The organism is Arthrobacter sp. 2762 (assembly GCF_040548745.1).
Classification (GTDB): Bacteria; Actinomycetota; Actinomycetes; order Actinomycetales; family Micrococcaceae; genus Arthrobacter.
In genome coordinates this window covers 215,711-232,156 of sequence record NZ_JBEPSI010000009.1, presented here as the reverse complement: position 1 = coordinate 232,156, position 16,446 = coordinate 215,711, and the positions used below count along the sequence as shown (strand labels likewise).

General features: G+C 60.9%; 20 protein-coding genes. 10 read left to right on the top strand and 10 right to left on the bottom strand.

Annotated features, from left to right (window positions below; genetic code table 11):
• The first annotated feature begins 28 nt into the window (after positions 1-28).
• Both ABIE18_RS17450 and ABIE18_RS17445 read left to right on the top strand, forming a co-directional pair.
• The gene (locus ABIE18_RS17450) at positions 29-1,108 is read left to right on the top strand and encodes an LCP family protein (protein ID WP_499723883.1); all 1,080 of its coding nucleotides are present in this window, start codon (positions 29-31) and stop codon (positions 1,106-1,108) included.
• A gap of 104 nt (positions 1,109-1,212) precedes the next feature.
• Positions 1,213-1,557, top strand: coding sequence for a VanZ family protein (locus ABIE18_RS17445; protein ID WP_499723911.1), 345 nt, complete (start codon positions 1,213-1,215; stop codon positions 1,555-1,557).
• Here the strand turns inward: ABIE18_RS17445 and ABIE18_RS17440 are convergent.
• Positions 1,535-2,350: an alpha/beta fold hydrolase gene (locus ABIE18_RS17440; protein WP_499723882.1), complete on the bottom strand. Its 816-nt coding sequence runs from the start codon at positions 2,348-2,350 to the stop codon at positions 1,535-1,537. The genes ABIE18_RS17445 and ABIE18_RS17440 overlap by 23 nt on opposite strands.
• Before the next feature lie 24 nt (positions 2,351-2,374).
• Positions 2,375-2,584 (bottom strand): hypothetical protein, encoded by a 210-nt coding sequence (locus ABIE18_RS17435; protein ID WP_499723881.1) that lies wholly within the window; start codon positions 2,582-2,584, stop codon positions 2,375-2,377.
• A 140-nt stretch (positions 2,585-2,724) separates the two neighbouring features.
• Here ABIE18_RS17435 and ABIE18_RS17430 point away from each other — a divergent pair, with 140 nt between their 5' ends.
• Positions 2,725-3,576: a PhzF family phenazine biosynthesis protein gene (locus ABIE18_RS17430; RefSeq protein ID WP_499723880.1), complete on the top strand. Its 852-nt coding sequence runs from the start codon at positions 2,725-2,727 to the stop codon at positions 3,574-3,576.
• Positions 3,577-3,608: 32 nt separating this feature from the next.
• Here the strand turns inward: ABIE18_RS17430 and ABIE18_RS17425 are convergent, their stop codons facing one another.
• The 4 genes from ABIE18_RS17425 to ABIE18_RS17410 form a co-directional block, all read right to left on the bottom strand.
• A complete protein-coding gene (locus ABIE18_RS17425) occupies positions 3,609-4,319 on the bottom strand; it encodes a cation efflux transmembrane domain-containing protein (RefSeq protein WP_499723879.1) in 711 nt (236 codons plus the stop codon).
• Positions 4,316-4,642, bottom strand: coding sequence for an ArsR/SmtB family transcription factor (locus ABIE18_RS17420; RefSeq protein WP_224088588.1), 327 nt, complete (start codon positions 4,640-4,642; stop codon positions 4,316-4,318). Before ABIE18_RS17420 ends, ABIE18_RS17425 begins: the two co-directional genes overlap by 4 nt.
• A gap of 284 nt (positions 4,643-4,926) precedes the next feature.
• Complete coding sequence (locus tag ABIE18_RS17415) at positions 4,927-6,375, bottom strand: SLC13 family permease (protein WP_499723878.1); 1,449 nt, start codon at positions 6,373-6,375, stop codon at positions 4,927-4,929.
• A 30-nt stretch (positions 6,376-6,405) separates the two neighbouring features.
• Entirely contained in the window at positions 6,406-7,521 is a 1,116-nt protein-coding gene (locus tag ABIE18_RS17410) for a PrpF domain-containing protein (protein ID WP_499723877.1), read from the bottom strand.
• Positions 7,522-7,761: 240 nt separating this feature from the next.
• On the opposite strand from ABIE18_RS17410, the gene ABIE18_RS17405 reads away from it, so the two are divergent.
• The 4 genes from ABIE18_RS17405 to ABIE18_RS17390 all read left to right on the top strand — a co-directional run bounded on the left by ABIE18_RS17405 (position 7,762) and on the right by ABIE18_RS17390 (position 11,071).
• The gene (locus tag ABIE18_RS17405) at positions 7,762-8,700 is read left to right on the top strand and encodes a LysR family transcriptional regulator (protein ID WP_499723876.1); all 939 of its coding nucleotides are present in this window, start codon (positions 7,762-7,764) and stop codon (positions 8,698-8,700) included.
• 60 nt (positions 8,701-8,760) lie between these two features.
• Complete coding sequence (locus tag ABIE18_RS17400; protein WP_499723875.1) at positions 8,761-9,558, top strand: phosphatase PAP2 family protein; 798 nt, start codon at positions 8,761-8,763, stop codon at positions 9,556-9,558.
• Positions 9,559-9,741: 183 nt separating this feature from the next.
• Positions 9,742-10,458 (top strand): hypothetical protein, encoded by a 717-nt coding sequence (locus ABIE18_RS17395; protein ID WP_499723874.1) that lies wholly within the window; start codon positions 9,742-9,744, stop codon positions 10,456-10,458.
• Between the two features lie 169 nt (positions 10,459-10,627).
• Entirely contained in the window at positions 10,628-11,071 is a 444-nt protein-coding gene (locus ABIE18_RS17390; protein ID WP_499723873.1) for an SRPBCC family protein, read from the top strand.
• A gap of 22 nt (positions 11,072-11,093) precedes the next feature.
• Here the strand turns inward: ABIE18_RS17390 and ABIE18_RS17385 are convergent, their stop codons facing one another.
• From ABIE18_RS17385 to ABIE18_RS17375, 3 genes are all read right to left on the bottom strand, one after another.
• Positions 11,094-11,501 carry an ester cyclase gene (locus tag ABIE18_RS17385; RefSeq protein ID WP_499723872.1) on the bottom strand — a complete coding sequence of 136 codons (408 nt, stop codon included), beginning with the start codon at positions 11,499-11,501 and terminating at the stop codon, positions 11,094-11,096.
• 88 nt (positions 11,502-11,589) lie between these two features.
• Entirely contained in the window at positions 11,590-12,060 is a 471-nt protein-coding gene (locus ABIE18_RS17380) for a MarR family winged helix-turn-helix transcriptional regulator (protein WP_499723871.1), read from the bottom strand.
• Positions 12,061-12,134: 74 nt separating this feature from the next.
• Positions 12,135-12,953 (bottom strand): Rv1352/Rv1906c domain-containing protein, encoded by an 819-nt coding sequence (locus ABIE18_RS17375; RefSeq protein WP_499723870.1) that lies wholly within the window; start codon positions 12,951-12,953, stop codon positions 12,135-12,137.
• A gap of 298 nt (positions 12,954-13,251) precedes the next feature.
• On the opposite strand from ABIE18_RS17375, the gene ABIE18_RS17370 reads away from it, so the two are divergent.
• The 3 genes from ABIE18_RS17370 to ABIE18_RS17360 all read left to right on the top strand — a co-directional run bounded on the left by ABIE18_RS17370 (position 13,252) and on the right by ABIE18_RS17360 (position 14,469).
• Positions 13,252-13,668, top strand: a complete 417-nt coding sequence (locus tag ABIE18_RS17370; protein WP_499723869.1) for an arsenate-mycothiol transferase ArsC — start codon at positions 13,252-13,254, stop codon at positions 13,666-13,668.
• 118 nt (positions 13,669-13,786) lie between these two features.
• A complete protein-coding gene (locus ABIE18_RS17365; RefSeq protein ID WP_499723868.1) occupies positions 13,787-14,332 on the top strand; it encodes a DinB family protein in 546 nt (181 codons plus the stop codon).
• Positions 14,329-14,469 (top strand): hypothetical protein, encoded by a 141-nt coding sequence (locus tag ABIE18_RS17360; RefSeq protein ID WP_499723867.1) that lies wholly within the window; start codon positions 14,329-14,331, stop codon positions 14,467-14,469. The genes ABIE18_RS17365 and ABIE18_RS17360 overlap by 4 nt, the downstream gene beginning before the upstream one ends.
• 208 nt (positions 14,470-14,677) lie before the next feature.
• Here the strand turns inward: ABIE18_RS17360 and ABIE18_RS17355 are convergent, their stop codons facing one another.
• Positions 14,678-16,360: a sensor histidine kinase gene (locus ABIE18_RS17355; RefSeq protein WP_499723866.1), complete on the bottom strand. Its 1,683-nt coding sequence runs from the start codon at positions 16,358-16,360 to the stop codon at positions 14,678-14,680.
• Positions 16,361-16,446: the final 86 nt, after the last annotated feature.

Genomic DNA, 16,446 nt, shown 5'->3' with positions numbered 1-16,446 from the left:
CTCTGCTGACGCCGACACCAAGGAACACATGACGCTCCCGACTGATACTGAAAATGCCGAGACCGAGTCCCGCCCTCGACGTCAAAAGAGCCCCAAAAAGACCGCGCGAAATGTACTGCTTGGCTTCGCGGCCGTAGTAGTCATTGCTGGTCTTATCGGTGGCGCATACATCTTCAATCTGGCACAGACCTTCAATTCCGGTACTACCAAGATTGAGTCCGCCTTCCCTGACGAGGCCACGCGACCCCAGAAGACCCAGCCCGCTAACGGTGCCGCAGCTCCAATGAACATCCTTGTGATGGGCAGTGATACTCGCGGGTCCGACGAGTTGGACGTGGACACAGCTGCGGCCACCAACCAGCGTGCCGACACGTTGATGCTCGTCCACATTCCTGCCGACCGCAAGAACGTCTATGCAGTATCCCTCATGCGTGACCTTTGGGTGAATATCCCAGGCAAGGGCGAGTCCAAGATCAACGGGGCGCTCGCCCTGGGCGGTGTCCCGCTGATGGTCCAGACCGTTGAGTCACTGTTCCAGCAGCGGATCGATCACGTTGCGATGGTGGATTTCGAGGGTTTCAAGGGTCTCACGGATGCCCTCGGAGGGGTGGAAGTCGACGTGAAGATTCCCTTCGCACCTGCATCCGGTCCGATGAAGGGCCATTACTATGCCGCAGGCAAGCAAACATTGAATGGGGATGAAGCTCTGGCCTTTGTCCGCGAGCGTAAATCTTTCAGCGATGGCGACTACCAACGCGTGCGCAATCAGCAGACCTACATGAAGGCAATCATCAGTAAGACGATCGCACGGGACACCCTGACGAACCCCGTCACCGTCAACAGCATGGTCAGCGCCGTTTCACCTTTCGTCAGCGTCGACAAGAGCTTCGATGCCGCCGCAATCGGCGGCCTCGCTCTTGGCCTCAAGGACATCAGGGCCAACGACACTGTGATGTTTACCTTGCCCACGCTAGGCACTGGGACTTCTTTGGATGGTCAGTCCATCGTCGTGGTGGACACAAACGCCATTTCGGAGATCGCTGCCGCACTTTCCAAGGACCAATTGGGCGCCTACGTCACAGCACACGCGCTTGAAAAAGGAAACTAACCACCGGACGGGTTGGTTCTGACACGAAGTTCCTGAAAGCTCAGCCTCACAAACCGCTCCCCTGGCGACTCGGCTTGGCCGCGTATGCCGGGGGTTTGGTTGTTGTGGGCTTCTGGCCCTCACCTGTAGACCAGCCCATTAGGGGAACACTGGATGCCATTTTGGACTATCTTTGGCGCATCGGTGTCCCTCAGTGGTTTGACTACAACCTAGTTGAAGCCACAGGCAATGTTCTGCTTTTTGTGCCGTTAGGCATCCTGGCTGTCATGTCCTTCCGAGACGGACGCTGGTGGCAATTCGCGGGCACGGGGTTGTTTGTCTCAGCTGTCCTGGAATGTGGGCAGTGGCTGTTCCTCACCAACCGTTTTCCCAGCGTGGCCGACGTCGTCGCCAACACAGTTGGAACAATTATCGGAGTTGGGTTGGCTACCCTTTTACATCGCCGATAAACGCCTCAACATCCTCAGCCACCCGTTCCGGGCACTCCCACAACACCAAGTGACCTGTCTTCTCATAGATCTTCAGCTGAGCTCCCGAGATACGGCTGGCAAGGGTTGCTTGATGGTGCCGCGGGACAATGTGGTCATGTGCGCCCCACAGGATGAGCGTCGGGGCTGAAATGGTTCCGGCTTCCGACGGCGGGACAGCCTCGTAGTAGCCGCGCAAGGAAGCCTTCCAAACGGCAGCCGGCATGGCCAAACCGTCCTGCACTCTGTCCTCGATGTAGGCAGCGGGCACGGTGTGCAGCAGCCGGTACCACGACAAAGATTCCCGAACCCAGTCCTCCGAAATTGGATCAGTGAGCGCCTCTATCCCGCTCGCAAAAAGTGGTTTCCCATTGAGGCTCAACGGAGATCCCACCAGAATCAGAGATGCCACGAGCTCCGGATGCATCGCTGCGAGTTGTTGCGCCACGTATCCGCCGCTGGATGAACCCAAGACGTGAGCCCTCGCTATACCCAAGGCATCAAACACTGCGACTACATCCTCCACAACCGCTGTCAGCGAATACCCGTCTTCGGGCTTGTCGGCCCCACCATGGCCGCGCAGGTCCGGCGCCACCAGAGTAAAGGACGGCAGCGAGGCAATCAGCGGCTCAAAACTCCGCCAGGATTCACCCCACGCATGCAACAAGACCAAGGGCGCGGCGCCGTCGTCGTTCGTTTCACCAAGGTGACCCTGCACAAAACAGGGCACGTTGATGCCGGTGCGCAAAGCGACGGTCCTGACCTCGGACTCCATGCGGCCAGCGTACGCCCGCGCTGGCTACTGCACGACCGTCTTGGCTGAATCCATTGCCGTCTGGCATTCCCGCAGCAGCCATTGTCGAAACCGACCAACCACCGGGCTGCCCCAGGTGCGGGATAGTTGCATCACGGCGAAAAGAACGATGCTTCCTGCCCGTTCGCTGATAGAAGGCTGTGTCGAGGTCGGCGGGCGGGCGAGTTTCCCCGAAGCCGTATCGATGAAGACCATTAAAACGGTCCTGGCATTCCACGGACGGATCGAGCGCTGGGCACGCGTCTCGCGAACGATCGCTACCGGATAGACCAGCCTCCCTAGTGTCGCTATGAGCATGCGCCCAGGTGCTGTGCGATGATGCCGAAATGGAACTGATGACCTCTGAAGTATTGCGTTATGCCGCCTTTACCAATGCTCCCGACGGGGGAAATCCAGCGGGAATTGTCCTGGACGCAATGCGGCTGTCTGACGCCAGGATGCAGGCCATCGCAGCCGAGATCGGATACGCGGAAACGGTCTTCGTTACCGAGGCGAGGGTTAATGGGGACTCCCGCCGAAACCGTGTCAGGTACTTCTCCCCGATTGCGGAGGTGCCGTTCTGCGGCCATGCCACAATTGCTTTGGCCGTCGCGCTGTCCGGGCGCGATGGTACAGGGACATTTGTCTTCGACACGGCCGTGGGACCTGTCGCGATTGAGACTGAAGGTGAGGGCGCCGCGGTGGCAGCATCGTTCACAAGCGTTGAGCCGAGGGTGGCCGATTTCCCTGACGGTGTCCTAGCCACCCTTCTCGGGCTGCTCGGTGCGGGTCGGGCCGACCTGCACCCGGCGTACCCTCCGATGGTTGCTTTTGCCGGAAACTGGCATCCAATCCTCGTCTTCGCGGATCGAAGGACCTTTGACTCGTTTGCTTTCGATCCGAATTCCATGCGTACGCTGATGGATGCCCAGAACTGGGCTGGCACTGTCACGACGCTCTGCGAGATTGGACCGGACGAGTACGACTCCCGAAACCTCTTCCCGGTTGGCACCATAGCTGAAGATCCGGCCACCGGCTCGGCAGCCGCTGCCTTCGGCGGATACCTACGCTTGCTTTCACTCGCGGAACCGCCAAGCCGTGTGGTGGTGCGCCAAGGCAGCCACGTCGGCCGCGCGAGCGTGCTGACTGTCGACATTCCTGTGTCAGGCGGGATAGTCGTGAGTGGTGAAGCCGTCGAGATCTCTTGAGCGGTATGGGCTGATCTTGAAGTGATGTGGCCCTACGGCAATCTGGCTGAATCCGTTGTTGTTTGGCATTCCGGGCAGCATCCCGAGTCCTCCGAGGACTCATTGCTGACGGTCGCAGCGGGCACAGCGCAACAAACGTCGCCACGCCACGCGTTGATTCCTTCCCGGACGGCGACGGCGGCAATCACCAGAGCCGCACCGGCATCGGCCCACCACCAACCCAGCGCGCTGTTCAGGACCAGGCCTATGAGCAGCACAGCAGAGAGATACGTGCACAACAACGTCTGCTTGGAGTCAGCTACGGCCGTCTTGGAACCGAGCTCACGTCCGGCTCGGCGCTGCGCCCAGGACAAAACGGGCATGATCGCCAGGCTGAGGGCCGCGATCACGATGCCTGGCGTCGAATGCTGTGCCTCTCCCCCACCGGTGAGGGACCGGATGGCATCGAACGTGACGAAGGCGGCGAGGGCGAAGAAGGAAATCGCGATGATCCGCAGGGTTAAGTGCTCGCGCCGCTCGGGGTCCTTGGCGGAGAACTGCCAGGACAATGCCACTGCGGAGGCAACCTCGATGACCGAGTCCAGCCCGAAACCAATCAAGGCCGATGAATCCGCCGCACCGCCGGCCCACAATGCCGCTGCCGCCTCGACCACGTTGTAGGTGATGGTGGCGGCAGCGAAAAGTCTGATCCGACGCGTCAGGACGGCTCGGCGTTCAGATGCTTCCCGCAGCTCAATGGTCATGCCACGCACGTCCCGTCAGGAGCGCAGCAGTTCGGATCCACCGCCAAGACCACACCGATCAGGTCCTTGATGGCGTGACCCAAGCGTGCGTCGGCCAGTTCATAGCGTGTCCTTCGCCCGTCGGGAACCCCGACAACCAGGCCGCACCCGCGCAGGCAGGTCAGGTGGTTGGACATGCTCTGGCGGGAAACGCCCAGGGAATCTGCAAGCTCCGAGGGGAATGCGGGTGCATCAGCCAGGGCCAGAAGCACGCGCGCCCTGGTGGCGTCCGAGATCGCGTAGCCGAACCGGGCCAGCACCGGAGCGTGGGTGAGGGTTTCCATATCGTTAAAGTACAGCCGTCGCTGTATTCATGCAATCGTGTACTGAACCTCAGCGCGAAACGCCAAAGCCGCACCCTTCCGCCCAACCCGGCGGCAGCAACGCCGTCGTACGCTTTGCCGACATGGCAGAGGCGGAGCCACCCTGTTAGGGGGCCCCGCCTCTGGTGCGTTGGGATTATCCAGTCCTGCGCCCGCCTTTCGGGTTACCTGTTGCGTTGGTATGCAGGGTGGGTCCCTTCGCGTACCGACCTGGAATTGCCGGCGGTCATGTGAAAAGTTGCGGTTTACAGGATGCCGGTCGGAACCAGGAGGGCCCAAGCCAAGGCGGGCGCCACCAGGACCACTCCACCGGCGTAGATCATCAGCTGCTTGTAGACGCGCTGACGGTCTGATTCCTGTGCGTTGGCAACGATCAGTGCGCCGTCGGTGGAGAAGGGCGAAACGTCCACCACAGTTGCTGCGATTGCAAGGGCTGCCACCGTTCCTGATGCACTCAACGTGCTGGAGGCCAGCAGCGGCCCGGCCAGCGGGATGAACGCGGTCAGCAGCGCCGTGGACGAGGCAAATGCTGAGCCGACGCCGATGACGTAGCAGAGAACCAAAGCGATCAGCAGCGGTGCGCCGAGAGCCAAAGCCATCTCTGCAAGGGTGTCGATAACGCCCACATGCTGCAGCAGGGAGACGTAGGTGATCATGCCGGCCACCAGGAGGACGGTGGACCAGGAAACGCCGCCGATGAAGGTCCGGTGTTCCTTGATGTTGATCAGCGCCAGCAGCAGGCCGGCGGAAAGAGCAACAAAGCCAATCGGCATCCGGAAGCCCAACGTGCAGACGAGCATTACACCGATCAGCACGAGCGTCAGGATCTGCTGGCCATGAGGCCGCGTGGTGCGGGGAGTTTCCAGGTCCACGTTCGGGACCCCCGTGCCGTCCTTCAGCTTTCCGAAGACTGCGAACAAAGCCAGGGAGAGCGCCGAGAGAAGCAGGTTGATGGCGAAGCTCGCCGCGAAGAGTCCGCCCTGGGAAATGGGGAAGCCGTTATCGTGGGCGATGTTGTGGACCAGGACGCCGGCAACCGAGAGTGGCGAGAACCCACCGGCGTGTGCGCCGTTGATGACGAAGGCACCCATGAGGACGGGGTGGATGCGTGACTCGTAAGCGAACCCCATGGCGGCAGGCGCAAGAAGTGCCACGGCGGCAGGCGAGAACGTGCCCAGCGAGGTCAGCGCGGCAGCAATAAGGAAGAAGACCCACGGCAGCAGCAGCGTCTTGCCCCTGACGAGGCGCGCACAGCTCTGCACGATGATATCGATGGTTCCATTGCGGTTTGCCATGCTGAAGAAGTACGTCACGCCGATGATCGTCAGGACGATGCTGGCAGGGAAGTCCTCCAAGATCTCCTTATCGGACATTCCCAGCATGAAATACCCGACGCCGAACGAGGCTACCAGCCCCATCACACCGATGTTCAGTGGCCACTTGGTAGCAACAACGAACATGAGGACGAGGACGACCAAGGGAATGATCTGGGTAGCGGTCAAGGTCGGCTCCGTTCCCGAGGTGGCCGCCGGGTTGAAAATGGCGCCTCCGAACATCAGAGCGGCCAGACCCAGGACAGCAATCACGGCTGCTGTTATCAGCAGGATACGGCGGCTGCGGTTCGGACGTTTGGAACCAGCCTCCTGGACATCATGCACTGATGTGGAGGCGGCTTGGTAATCGGTCTTAGTCATGATCTTTACTCCTCGTTGAGTGGGCTGATGTCACTGGGCGACTGATGCGAAGGAAGGCTCGACGGCGCTGCCGAGGAGTTCCGGGAGATGCAGGGTGGTGGTGGCGATGGTGCGTGCCGTCCGATCCACCCCGACCAACAGGGACCCGTCGCGTTCTTCGCTCCAGGTCTCGATCACGCCCGCAGGAGTACGAAGCCGCAGGATGGATCGCGGTTCACTGCCCGTAATGCTGTTGAGGACAGTTCCTGGGGTACTTGCCGCAAGCGTCAGGGCGATGCTTCCGGTAATCGCCAGGGCCGGGTGGGGCTTGCCCATGGAGAGCATCATGACGTTGACATCGCCGGTGTCCCCTGCGCCGGGGGCTCCGACTATTGCGAGCTTGGGGATGGCGCGGGCAGCATCCTTGACCGTTGGGGCCAGGCCCATCCGGACGGCGGCCTGCCGCCGGATCTGGTCCAGGGTGTCCAACTGCAGCTTCACTCCGGCCTGCCAGCTTTCGAAGCGTGCGGTGTCAAGGCCCAGTTCCTCAGCTTTGACGATCACAACCGGAGCTCCGGCGTCGACCATTGAAACTGTCCAGCGCGTCCCGCCGGCACTTATCGTGTCCGTCGGTTCGCCGGTGGGAAGCAACTTCCCGGTCGTCTTTCCGGCAGGGTCCTTGAAGCCCAGGCCCACCCGGTAGCCGGGAAATACGACGCCGGGCATCTCCGCATCCGGGGCGATCGGCAGGGCGCCCTCTGGGGTGGCAACGCGCTGGATGATGATCTGGCCCGTGTTGGTGTTTCGCGTGACGATCCGGGTGTTGTCGCCGCTGGGCGTGACCCAGCCCTTCTCGATCGCGTACAGTCCAACAACCGCAGAGCAATTTCCGCAGTTACTCCCCCAGTCCACGGCCGCCTCCTCGATGCCGACCTGAGCGAAAGTGAACTCGACGTCGACATCCGGGTCGGAGGGACGGCGCAGAATCATGGCCTTGCTGGTGGTGGAGGTTGACCCTCCGACGCCGTCAATCTGGCGGTGATCCGGGCTTCCGAAAAGCCGGGGCAGCAACGAGTCCAGGTCCTTGTGGGTTTCGTCCAGGTGTTCACCTTCGAAGACCCAGCACTTGCTGGTGCCTCCACGCATCCATTCCGCTTCAATCTTCATGGCAATCCGTCCATCTCCTCATGCCGCGCTGGGTTTCAGGGGCCTATAAGAAGAATGATCCGGATCACAAATGAAGACAATGTTGGATATTTAATGGGGCATGTAGAGATGCTTCATTCATTGGGTTCCGAGCGATTTTGGGTTGGCTTGTTTCTTTCTATCGGCTGTTTTCTGGGCAATAGCTAGGGGAAATCCCGCAGGATTGCATAGAATGAACGAAAATCAGAGGAGAGTTAACTGATGCTTAATGATCATGGCCAGGAATTATTCGACATTCGGCGGTTGGCTCTGCTTGTTGAGGTGGTAGAGCAGGGATCCATCACTGCTGCGGCCGATCTGATGCTCTACACCCCATCGGCGGTCTCCCAACAGCTGCGCAAGCTGGAACAGGAAGTAGGGCAGCCGCTTCTTACCCGCCGCTCGCGTGGTGTGGTGCCGACAGAAGCCGGCCAGGTGCTTGCCGGGCACGCCCGCAAGATGGTGGGGCAGATGCGCGCCGCCCGGAACGACCTCGACCAGATCGCCGGACTCCGCCGCGGCTCCCTGACGGTGGGCACGTTTCCCACCCTCGCCGGATCGTTCCTGCCGCTCGTGATCCGAGCCTTCAAGAAGCGATACCCGGCCATCAACCTGTCCGTCCGCAGCGCGCGTTTTGAGGAACTGGTCTCGGACCTCGAATCCGGAGAGACCGGCCTATGCCTGCTCTGGGACTACCCTTGGCATCGCTTCCATGACGACGCCATCCGGACAACCGAGGTCTTCCAGGAAAGCACCGTCATCCTCGTGGCCAAGGGACACCACCTCGCGGACCTCGATGAAGTAAAGATGGAGGATCTGAAAAAGGAATCCTGGATCGTGCGTGCAGACGCGCATCCCGTGGTGGAAGTACTCCGGCGCTCGGCCAACGAAGCCGGCTTCGAGCCGACCATCGGGTTCCTGGCCAACGACTACCAGGAAGCGCAGGCCATGGTCAGCGTCGGAATGGGCGTCGCCATGGTGCCCAAAACCGCCGTCGCACTCCAGCACCCCGACGTCCGGGTGCTGAGCCTCGGCGCTGCTGCCCCACTGCGCCGGGTTCTCCTCGCCCAACGCCAAGACAAGGTCTACGCCCCGGCGGAGGTCGCGTTCCATACGACACTGCTGGAAATCGCCCGGGACCACGTTGGGGATTACCTCTAGGGCCTTCACAGGATCCCAGCGAGACCCCACCCTTGGCCGATGGAACGGATATCCTGTGTTATGCCCTCCCCGGACAGACCGCCGTCGAACACCCCCCGAGACCCTGGAGATACATCCGGGGTCCTTCACGACAAGCTCACAATCCCGGAACGATACGTTGCACCGCGGAGTCAAAAGATCCTCTATGTCATCGCGGTTATCCTCGCTGTGCTCGGCGCTGGAACCTTCTTCCTCATCCTCGCCGAAGTAAAGCAAAAAATAGATCTGGCCACAGTGGATGAAACAGTCAGCTCGTGGTTCGTGAGCCAACGCTCACCGGCGGCGACCACGGTCATGGGTGTCCTCGCCACCATTTTTGGCCCTATCGTGATGCCCATCATCGTGGCGGCCGTGACCGGGATCTGGATCATCAGGGCGCGAAAACTCTGGCGCCCCCTTTTGCTGGCCGGGGCCATGCTGACCGGTGTGATCCTCGCCCAAGTCATTACGCGTTTGGTCGAACGGCCAAGACCTCCCACGGATCTCATGGTGCTCGGCGCTGACAGCACCTACTCTTTTCCCTCCGGCCACGTGCTCGGCGCGTCCGACTTCCTTCTCGTGGGGGCATTCCTCGTGTTTTCGCGCCGCCGCAGGATAGGTGCTGTCATTGCCGGCTTCAGTGCCGCCGTGGCGGGGATCGCCACCCAAGCCATCAGCAGGCTTTACCTCGGCTACCACTGGCTGACGGATGTCCTCGCTTCTGTCTCTTTGTCACTCATAGTGCTGGCCGCAGTCATTGCCTTGGACACGTGGCGCACCACCAAGGCGCTACCCGGGCCGGAGGAGATGGCTGCGAAAAAGCGCTTGCCGCCCGCATGAGTGACCGCTTCCCTTGGATGCTTGCCCTGAGGAGCCAACACACGCCTAACCAACCGGAGCGCGCCGAACTGTCACCGCATGACCGCAGCCTGGTCACCAGCAGCAGCACCGATCAACTCCGCGGTCATGGCTCCTTTTAGTACCGCCCTTCCTGCTGCTGGTGCAGTGCCGTAAAGTCTGGCCATGAACGCTTCGGCTTCCGACCTGGATCCAGTCCTGGATCCCACCGCCGGGTTCCGCCGCCGCAGCGCCGCGATCGCCCTGCCTGTCGCCTTCGTCTGTCAGCTAGTCTGCAATGCAATCTACGCCGGTGTATCAACCTCGACCGGCCTCAGCGACACCGGCAGCTCCGCCGGTGGCCTCGAGCTGGCCGCTGCGGCTCCCGGCGCCTTGCTGGCAGCCGTCATGTTCGCACTTGTCGGATCACTGCTGGCGGTGCTCGGGCTTCCCGCTGCGCTGCGACTGCTGCGTCCGGCACGTCCGCGACTGGCTCTGTGGGCGGTGACGCTCATGGTCGCCGGTTACATCAGCTACTTCGGCATTAGCTTCGCCAACCTCGACAGGATCGCCCTGGCCACGAGCGGCGTGGATGCCGCCGCCGCCCTGGATGCATCGCCCGCGGGGACGTGGGGCCAGCCGATTTACCTGCTGTTCGCGATCGGCAATCTTATCGGCACGCTGCTGCTCGGCCTCGCGGTGATCCTAGCTGGCCGCGCCGTCGGGGTGCCGTGGTGGGCGGGCGCGCTCATCATCTGCTGGACCATCGGCCACCTCATCAACATCATCGTCGGCAACGAGTGGTTCGCCGTGGCCGGTGGCGCGCTTGAGATCGTCGGGCTCACGTTCGTGGCCGCGGCGGTGTGGCGTTTGACGAACGCGGACTGGGTGGCGCGGGGCTGACCCACGGTATCCACAGTCACAGCTTTATCTACCCTGAGCATGTTCGGCAAAACCGTGCGAATGCGAAGCCTGAATCGGCTTCGATCGCCTCGCGCTGCGCCAGCAGCGATCCATACTCGCCGTGTCGAATTCGGTCGGTTCGAGAGACGATGGAGGAGAAGGAGGAGCCATGTCAGCACTCACGCACACCATAGACATCGACCGTCCACCCGATGAGGTTTTTGCGTATGCGAGCGACCCGCTGCACTTCCCAGAGTGGCAGGCTGACGTCCTGGAAGTGCACTTCGAGGGCGCCGACGGCGGGGAGCTCGGGTCGCGGTTCACCACTATCCGCCGGATCGGACCCAACGAGCGCACGATGATCCAGGAGATCACGGAGATCGAGCCGCCCCATCGGTTTGCCGCACACGGCGTTGAGGGCCCGATCCGCCCTCGCGCGAGCATCGACGTCGAACCGCTCGACGACGGTGCAAGGTCCCGGGTGACGTTCGAGCTCGATTTCGAGGGGCACGGCTTCGGCAAGGCGCTCGTGCCCGCCGTACGTCAGCTCGCCTCGCGGGGCGCTCCGGAAAGCTACAGGCGGCTTAAGGAGCGGCTCGAGGCGGACGGATAGCGCCTAATACGGAAATCTGCAGTTAGTCCTGCCGGATTTGCATCATCAGCCCGAAGAGGTCGGGGAGGCCGTGCTCTTCACTGATTTGACCGTTTGTGAATCGATAGATGTTCATTGCCTGCGTTTGGATTGGTTTGCCTGTTGCAGGTACGCCAAGGAAGTCTCCTTGGTGTGTGCCACGAAGGATGAATCGTGCGGCTACCGTGTTTCCTTCAATGATGGTTTCCTCCAGTGACCACTGGACGTCGGGAAACGCCTTTCGCATTATCCCGATGATTTCGAGGTAGCCGCTTGGATCCTGCACCGGCTCTGGCAGACAGGGCACATGGAACGTTGCCGACGGCGAGATGATCTCATCACCAATCTTTTCGTCGGCTGAATTGATGAATTCAACGAATCGGTCCATGCGTCCGCGGAGTTCTTCAGTCATTTCGCTCCTTCCTTCACGTCTCTATTGGCTACCGCATACACCGCTGGTTGCGGGTATTACTTAATGAACCCGGGGTCCCGCAAGCGTGTCAGCTCGCTCGCTCGGCAGCCGCCGTCGACCGATTGGCATTTCGCAGCCGGCCCAGCAGTTCCACGAGATCATGCGTGGTTTGCTCGGTAAGCACGTGATTCAGCCGCAGATCCAGCTCGGCTTCGACAGTCTTCCTGGCCCGTCCCAGCAGCATGCGACCGTCCGCCGTTAGCTCGATGAGGGAGGATCTGCGATCGTCCGGGTTATTTCTCCGACGGCAATATCCGGCCTTTTCAATCCGGTCAATGAGCTTGCTCGTGCCTCCGACGGTAATCGCAAGAGCCGAGGCCACATCGAAAACCCGGCACGCACCCAAGCGATCGACGACGGCCATCGGTTCAAATCTGCTCATAGGGAGGCCATGCTCTTTGCGCAATCTGCTGTCGAGCGCGTCCCAGAGCTCGGTTTCCAATCGGGTCAGTTCGCTGAAGAGAGGGTATAGAGACCAAGTTTCGGTGCCCTTGTTCATAAAGGGACTCCAACACTTTGTTTCCATGGAACATAGTTCTAAGGAAACAAAGTATTGAGGTCGCTGGGCGGAGCCTACAGCTTCGCCCAGCCTCCGCAGCCTTCGGTGATGAACCTCTGCCCGCGAACCAGTTTCACCATGGGGAATCCACTCGTCACAGCTCCCTCGGAGCTGTCAATGCTGCCTGGGCGCGTGATCTGCCAGGAGCAGGAGCCGCTAACCTCATTCGTGGTTCGATACGTTCCCGGGGCGATATCCTTCCCAACAATCCACGTCCCGTCCTGAATGGTCCCGTCTTGAACGGTTCCGTCTTGAATGGTGCCCGGAGCTTGCGGAGCAGCGGCAACGGTCGAATCACGAACCGCTTCAGTCCCGGCAGCAACCACGCCGAGGAAAAGTGACGCCGCTCCGGCGACGGCAACCACTATCGCTGCCTGTCTGCTTGGTAACGCTGCCCAGGAGGGTCTCTTGAAAGTGAGCGAATAGATACCTGTCAGCAACGCTGCCATGCCCACGAAGATCAGGATCGATTCGCCGTTCCCCGTAACAGCATTGGCCAAGGCAAGTACTGCCAGCAATGCACCGACGATCCAAAAGGACGGACCCAAGCGCTTCCTGGAACCGCTGGACCAATTTTCCGGCGCAGGATTCTGCGGGAAGGGCGGGGGTCCGAAGCCGGGATGTTGGAAGGGCGGCTGCTGGTACTGAAAAGGTGATTGCTGGAACGGCGGCTGCTGGTACTGGTGTGGCGCCGGAGCAGCAGCGGGTGCTGCAAAGGGCTGCGACGCCCCGTACAGAGGCACTCCCGGCGGCGCGAACGGCTGCGGCTGTTGCAGCGGCACTGCCGGCACGTCCGACTGGCCGTAAGCCGCACCATCCGTGTCATTTGACATCAATTCCCCCAATGAAAGTAACCGGCATGGTCCGTTCCTCAGCAGCTGCCCAACTACGCTTCAGACTACGACACCGAGTGCGAACATCAGGGGCTTTCCAGAACATCTTCCGGGCCTGAACGCCGTTGCCCTACCGACTGAAAGGGTGCACTGCCTAAACTGAGGGGCAAGCGCCACGAACACCGGGAACTCACCGACCCCGCCGACCAGCCTCTCGACACCGTCCGGACCATCCGCGACGAAATCCACGACTGTGTAAAAACCTGGTCGCCTCCCTCACGAAAGAAGCAGCACTCTAATGACCTCCGAACACCCCTCCGTCCTGTTCGTCTGCAGCAAGAACGGCGGCAAATCCCAGCTCGCCGCCGGTCTCATGCGAGACCTGGCCGGGGAGGGCCTCTCGGTCTACTCCGCCGGCACCAAAGCAGCTGAGTCCTTAAATGGCCAAGCCGTGGACTCGCTGGCGGAGTTGGGGATCGACGTCACCGGCGAATATCCCAAACCGATCACAGACGAAGTCCTCAACTCCGTGGACGCCGTAATCGTCCTCGGAACCGAAGCCAAGCTCGACCCACCAGCCGGAAAGCGTTTCGAGATCTGGGAAACCGACGAACCCTCCGAACGCGGCATCGAAGGTATGGAACGCATGCGTTTGGTTCGCGACGACATCAAGGCACGGGTCGAAAAGCTCTACGACGAACTGGTGCAGAACTGACCCCGGCCCCGCCTGGGTCAGTGTCCGAGGAATCAGCACGGAGGATGAAGCAGCCGCACAGGCGTTGTGGTCCATGTTGCCTTCAGCAGGCCCGTCGGCTTAAGAATCAGGTTGCGTAATGGAACCAGGTCAGGAATCAACCGCCGCCGGATACAACCGTGCCCGCGGGGAGCTCACTGGCTGGCTGACCCGTGCCACCGCTGACGATCTCCAACGCCAGAGCAACGGGACCCGCTGGACCAATGAGGAACTGCTCTTCCACATGGTCTTCGGCTACATGATCGTCCGGGCACTTCTCCCGCTGGTCCGTCTCATCAGCCGCCTGCCCCGCTCATGGCAAAAGGCTTTCGCCGCCGGCCTGAACGCCGCTACAGGCCCGTTCGACATCGTCAACTATTGGGGATCCCGAGCGGCCGCCACCGTCTATAACAGGCACCGAATGGGCCGCAAATTAGACAAAACGATCAAAGCACTGACCCGCCGGTTGGAACAAGAAACCCCGGCGACACTAGCCAGGTCAATGCCCTTCCCAACCCGGTGGGACCCGTTCTTCAAACCCGAAATGACAGTCGCGGACGTCTACGCCTATGGCACTCAACATTTCAACTTCCACGCCAGACAGTTGAGCCTCCAAGGACCCGAGAAGGAACCCTCCGGAAAATGACCAAGGCTGCCGACGGCCCACCGACGACGATGCACGAAATCGCTGACGTGGACGTCAGCCAGGCTTTCCAGAACATCTTCCGGGCATGCCCGATCGCCAGTGCCCTACCGGCCGAAAGGACGCACTGCCTAAACTGAAGGAGCACGAAGCAACCACGGTTTGCGGAGTTGATCGTGCTTAAGGACGGAGAGCGCCATGCTCAAGATGCTCATGTGCAAACTGAACCTGAGTCACGCCTGGCACGTGGAATCGGCAGAAGATGGCAGCGGCCGTTACAGGCGATGCACGCGGTGCGGTAAGTACGACCGCGACTGGGACGGTAGCGGCTTTATGCACTGAATGGGCCTATGACTTCGTGTTCTCCTGTGATGGGGTGGCCGGAAGCGAAACCGTAAACGTGCTGCCTCTTCCGGGTTTACTGGTGCACGTGATACTGCCGCCGTGCCGTTCCACGATGGACTTGGTGATGGACAATCCCAGGCCAACGCCCGGAATGGCGGCCTGGCGGGCGGCACCTGTCCGGAAGAAGCGCGTGAAAATCTTCGAGGTCTCCTCCGTGGTCATCCCCATGCCGGTATCTTGAACTTCCAGCTGGATCCACCCGTCGTTCCGGGCAGCCCTCACGGTGACGCGTCCGCCACCCGGGGAGTACTTGATGGCGTTGGACACGAGGTTATCCAGGGCCTGACCCAACCTCAGGGGATCTGCATCTGCCCAGAGGGGTGAAGGCACGTCGGCCACGAGGCCCACATTGGCAAAATCAGCCTGCGCATGGGCTGACACCAAGCTGTTTTCAACCAGGCCCGCAACGTCTGTACGCCTTAGGTGGATGCTTTCCACTGCAGCTGCTGACATGAGCAGATCATCCACCAGAACGCGGAGCCGCTCCGCATTGCGCTCAGCGACTTCCAAACGGGTCCGTGCCCTGTCCGAGAGCTCTTCATCTCCGCGGAGCACCAAGTCCAGATTGCCCAGGATCGAGGTCAGTGGGGATCCGAATTCGTGCGAGACATTGGCGACCAGTTCGTCCTTGGCCGCGAGGGCCTGGACTACGTCGGTCACGTCTCGAAACACGATCACAGCACCGCCGAAACCTTCGTCCACGCCGTATTTCATGCTGCGCGCGGCAGTCGAAATGGCCCGCTGTTCTGCTCCAGTACCGAACCACACAAGGTAATCGGAATACGTTTCTCCCTGGGCTGCCCTTTGAGTGGGGCTCTTTTCGGGCGGAAGCGGGGTCAGTCGATCCTGACCAAAGATCAAGAGCTCGTCCCGTGCAGGAGTTGCACCGGGCCGGGCCGGAACTGCCACGCGATGGAATTCTTTTTGCTGGTTGTTGGTCAAAAGCGTCTGGCCCTTGGAATCGACGGCGACAATTCCGACGTCGATTGTGTCCAGGATCGTCGCGAGCAGCATTTCCCGATCCCTGCTGGCAGCGAGTAATTGCCGCAAGGCTTGGTCGCGCTGCCTGACACGCTGTTGCTGGATCCTGGCATTGGAGCCGGACAGGCGAATGGTGACTGCCACCGCAAACATCACCAGAGGCAAGACAGTAACCGAGAACATGTCGGAGGCTGGTGGCTTAGGCAAGTGCGAAATAAACGGCGGGAGGGCAATTACGAGGGGTCCTAGAAAACTGATGATAAGGCTTGACCTGGTTCGCAGACCTGAGGCGGATAACCAGATCACAGGAAAAAGGGCGAGAACGCCGAGGCCTGGCAGCGAACCATAGGCACCACTTCGGGTGAATGCGAGGGCAAGGAGATCCAGGACGGGGATGGCCAGGCTTGCGCTCGGCGCAAGGCGCTCCCACGGTACCAGGAAGCAACTCACGAAAAGGATCCCGTGCATGAGGATTCCGGTGACAAACAACCCGTTCTGCATGAGATTTGGCCAAAGGGCAGGGGCAGAGACGAACAATCCTCCGACTACCAGAGTCAAGGGCAATTCGCAGACGGCTACCCGGGCCCTGGGCGTCAGTTTCCTAAAGATGCGGGCGGCTGTGCGAAGCAAAGGCTGCTCAGTCAAGGCAGAATCCTTCGTTTGGGGGACACGGACCAAATATCGTTTTGCGCCGATTCCGGGACGAGCGAGGGGGTGGAGCGAAAAACCGG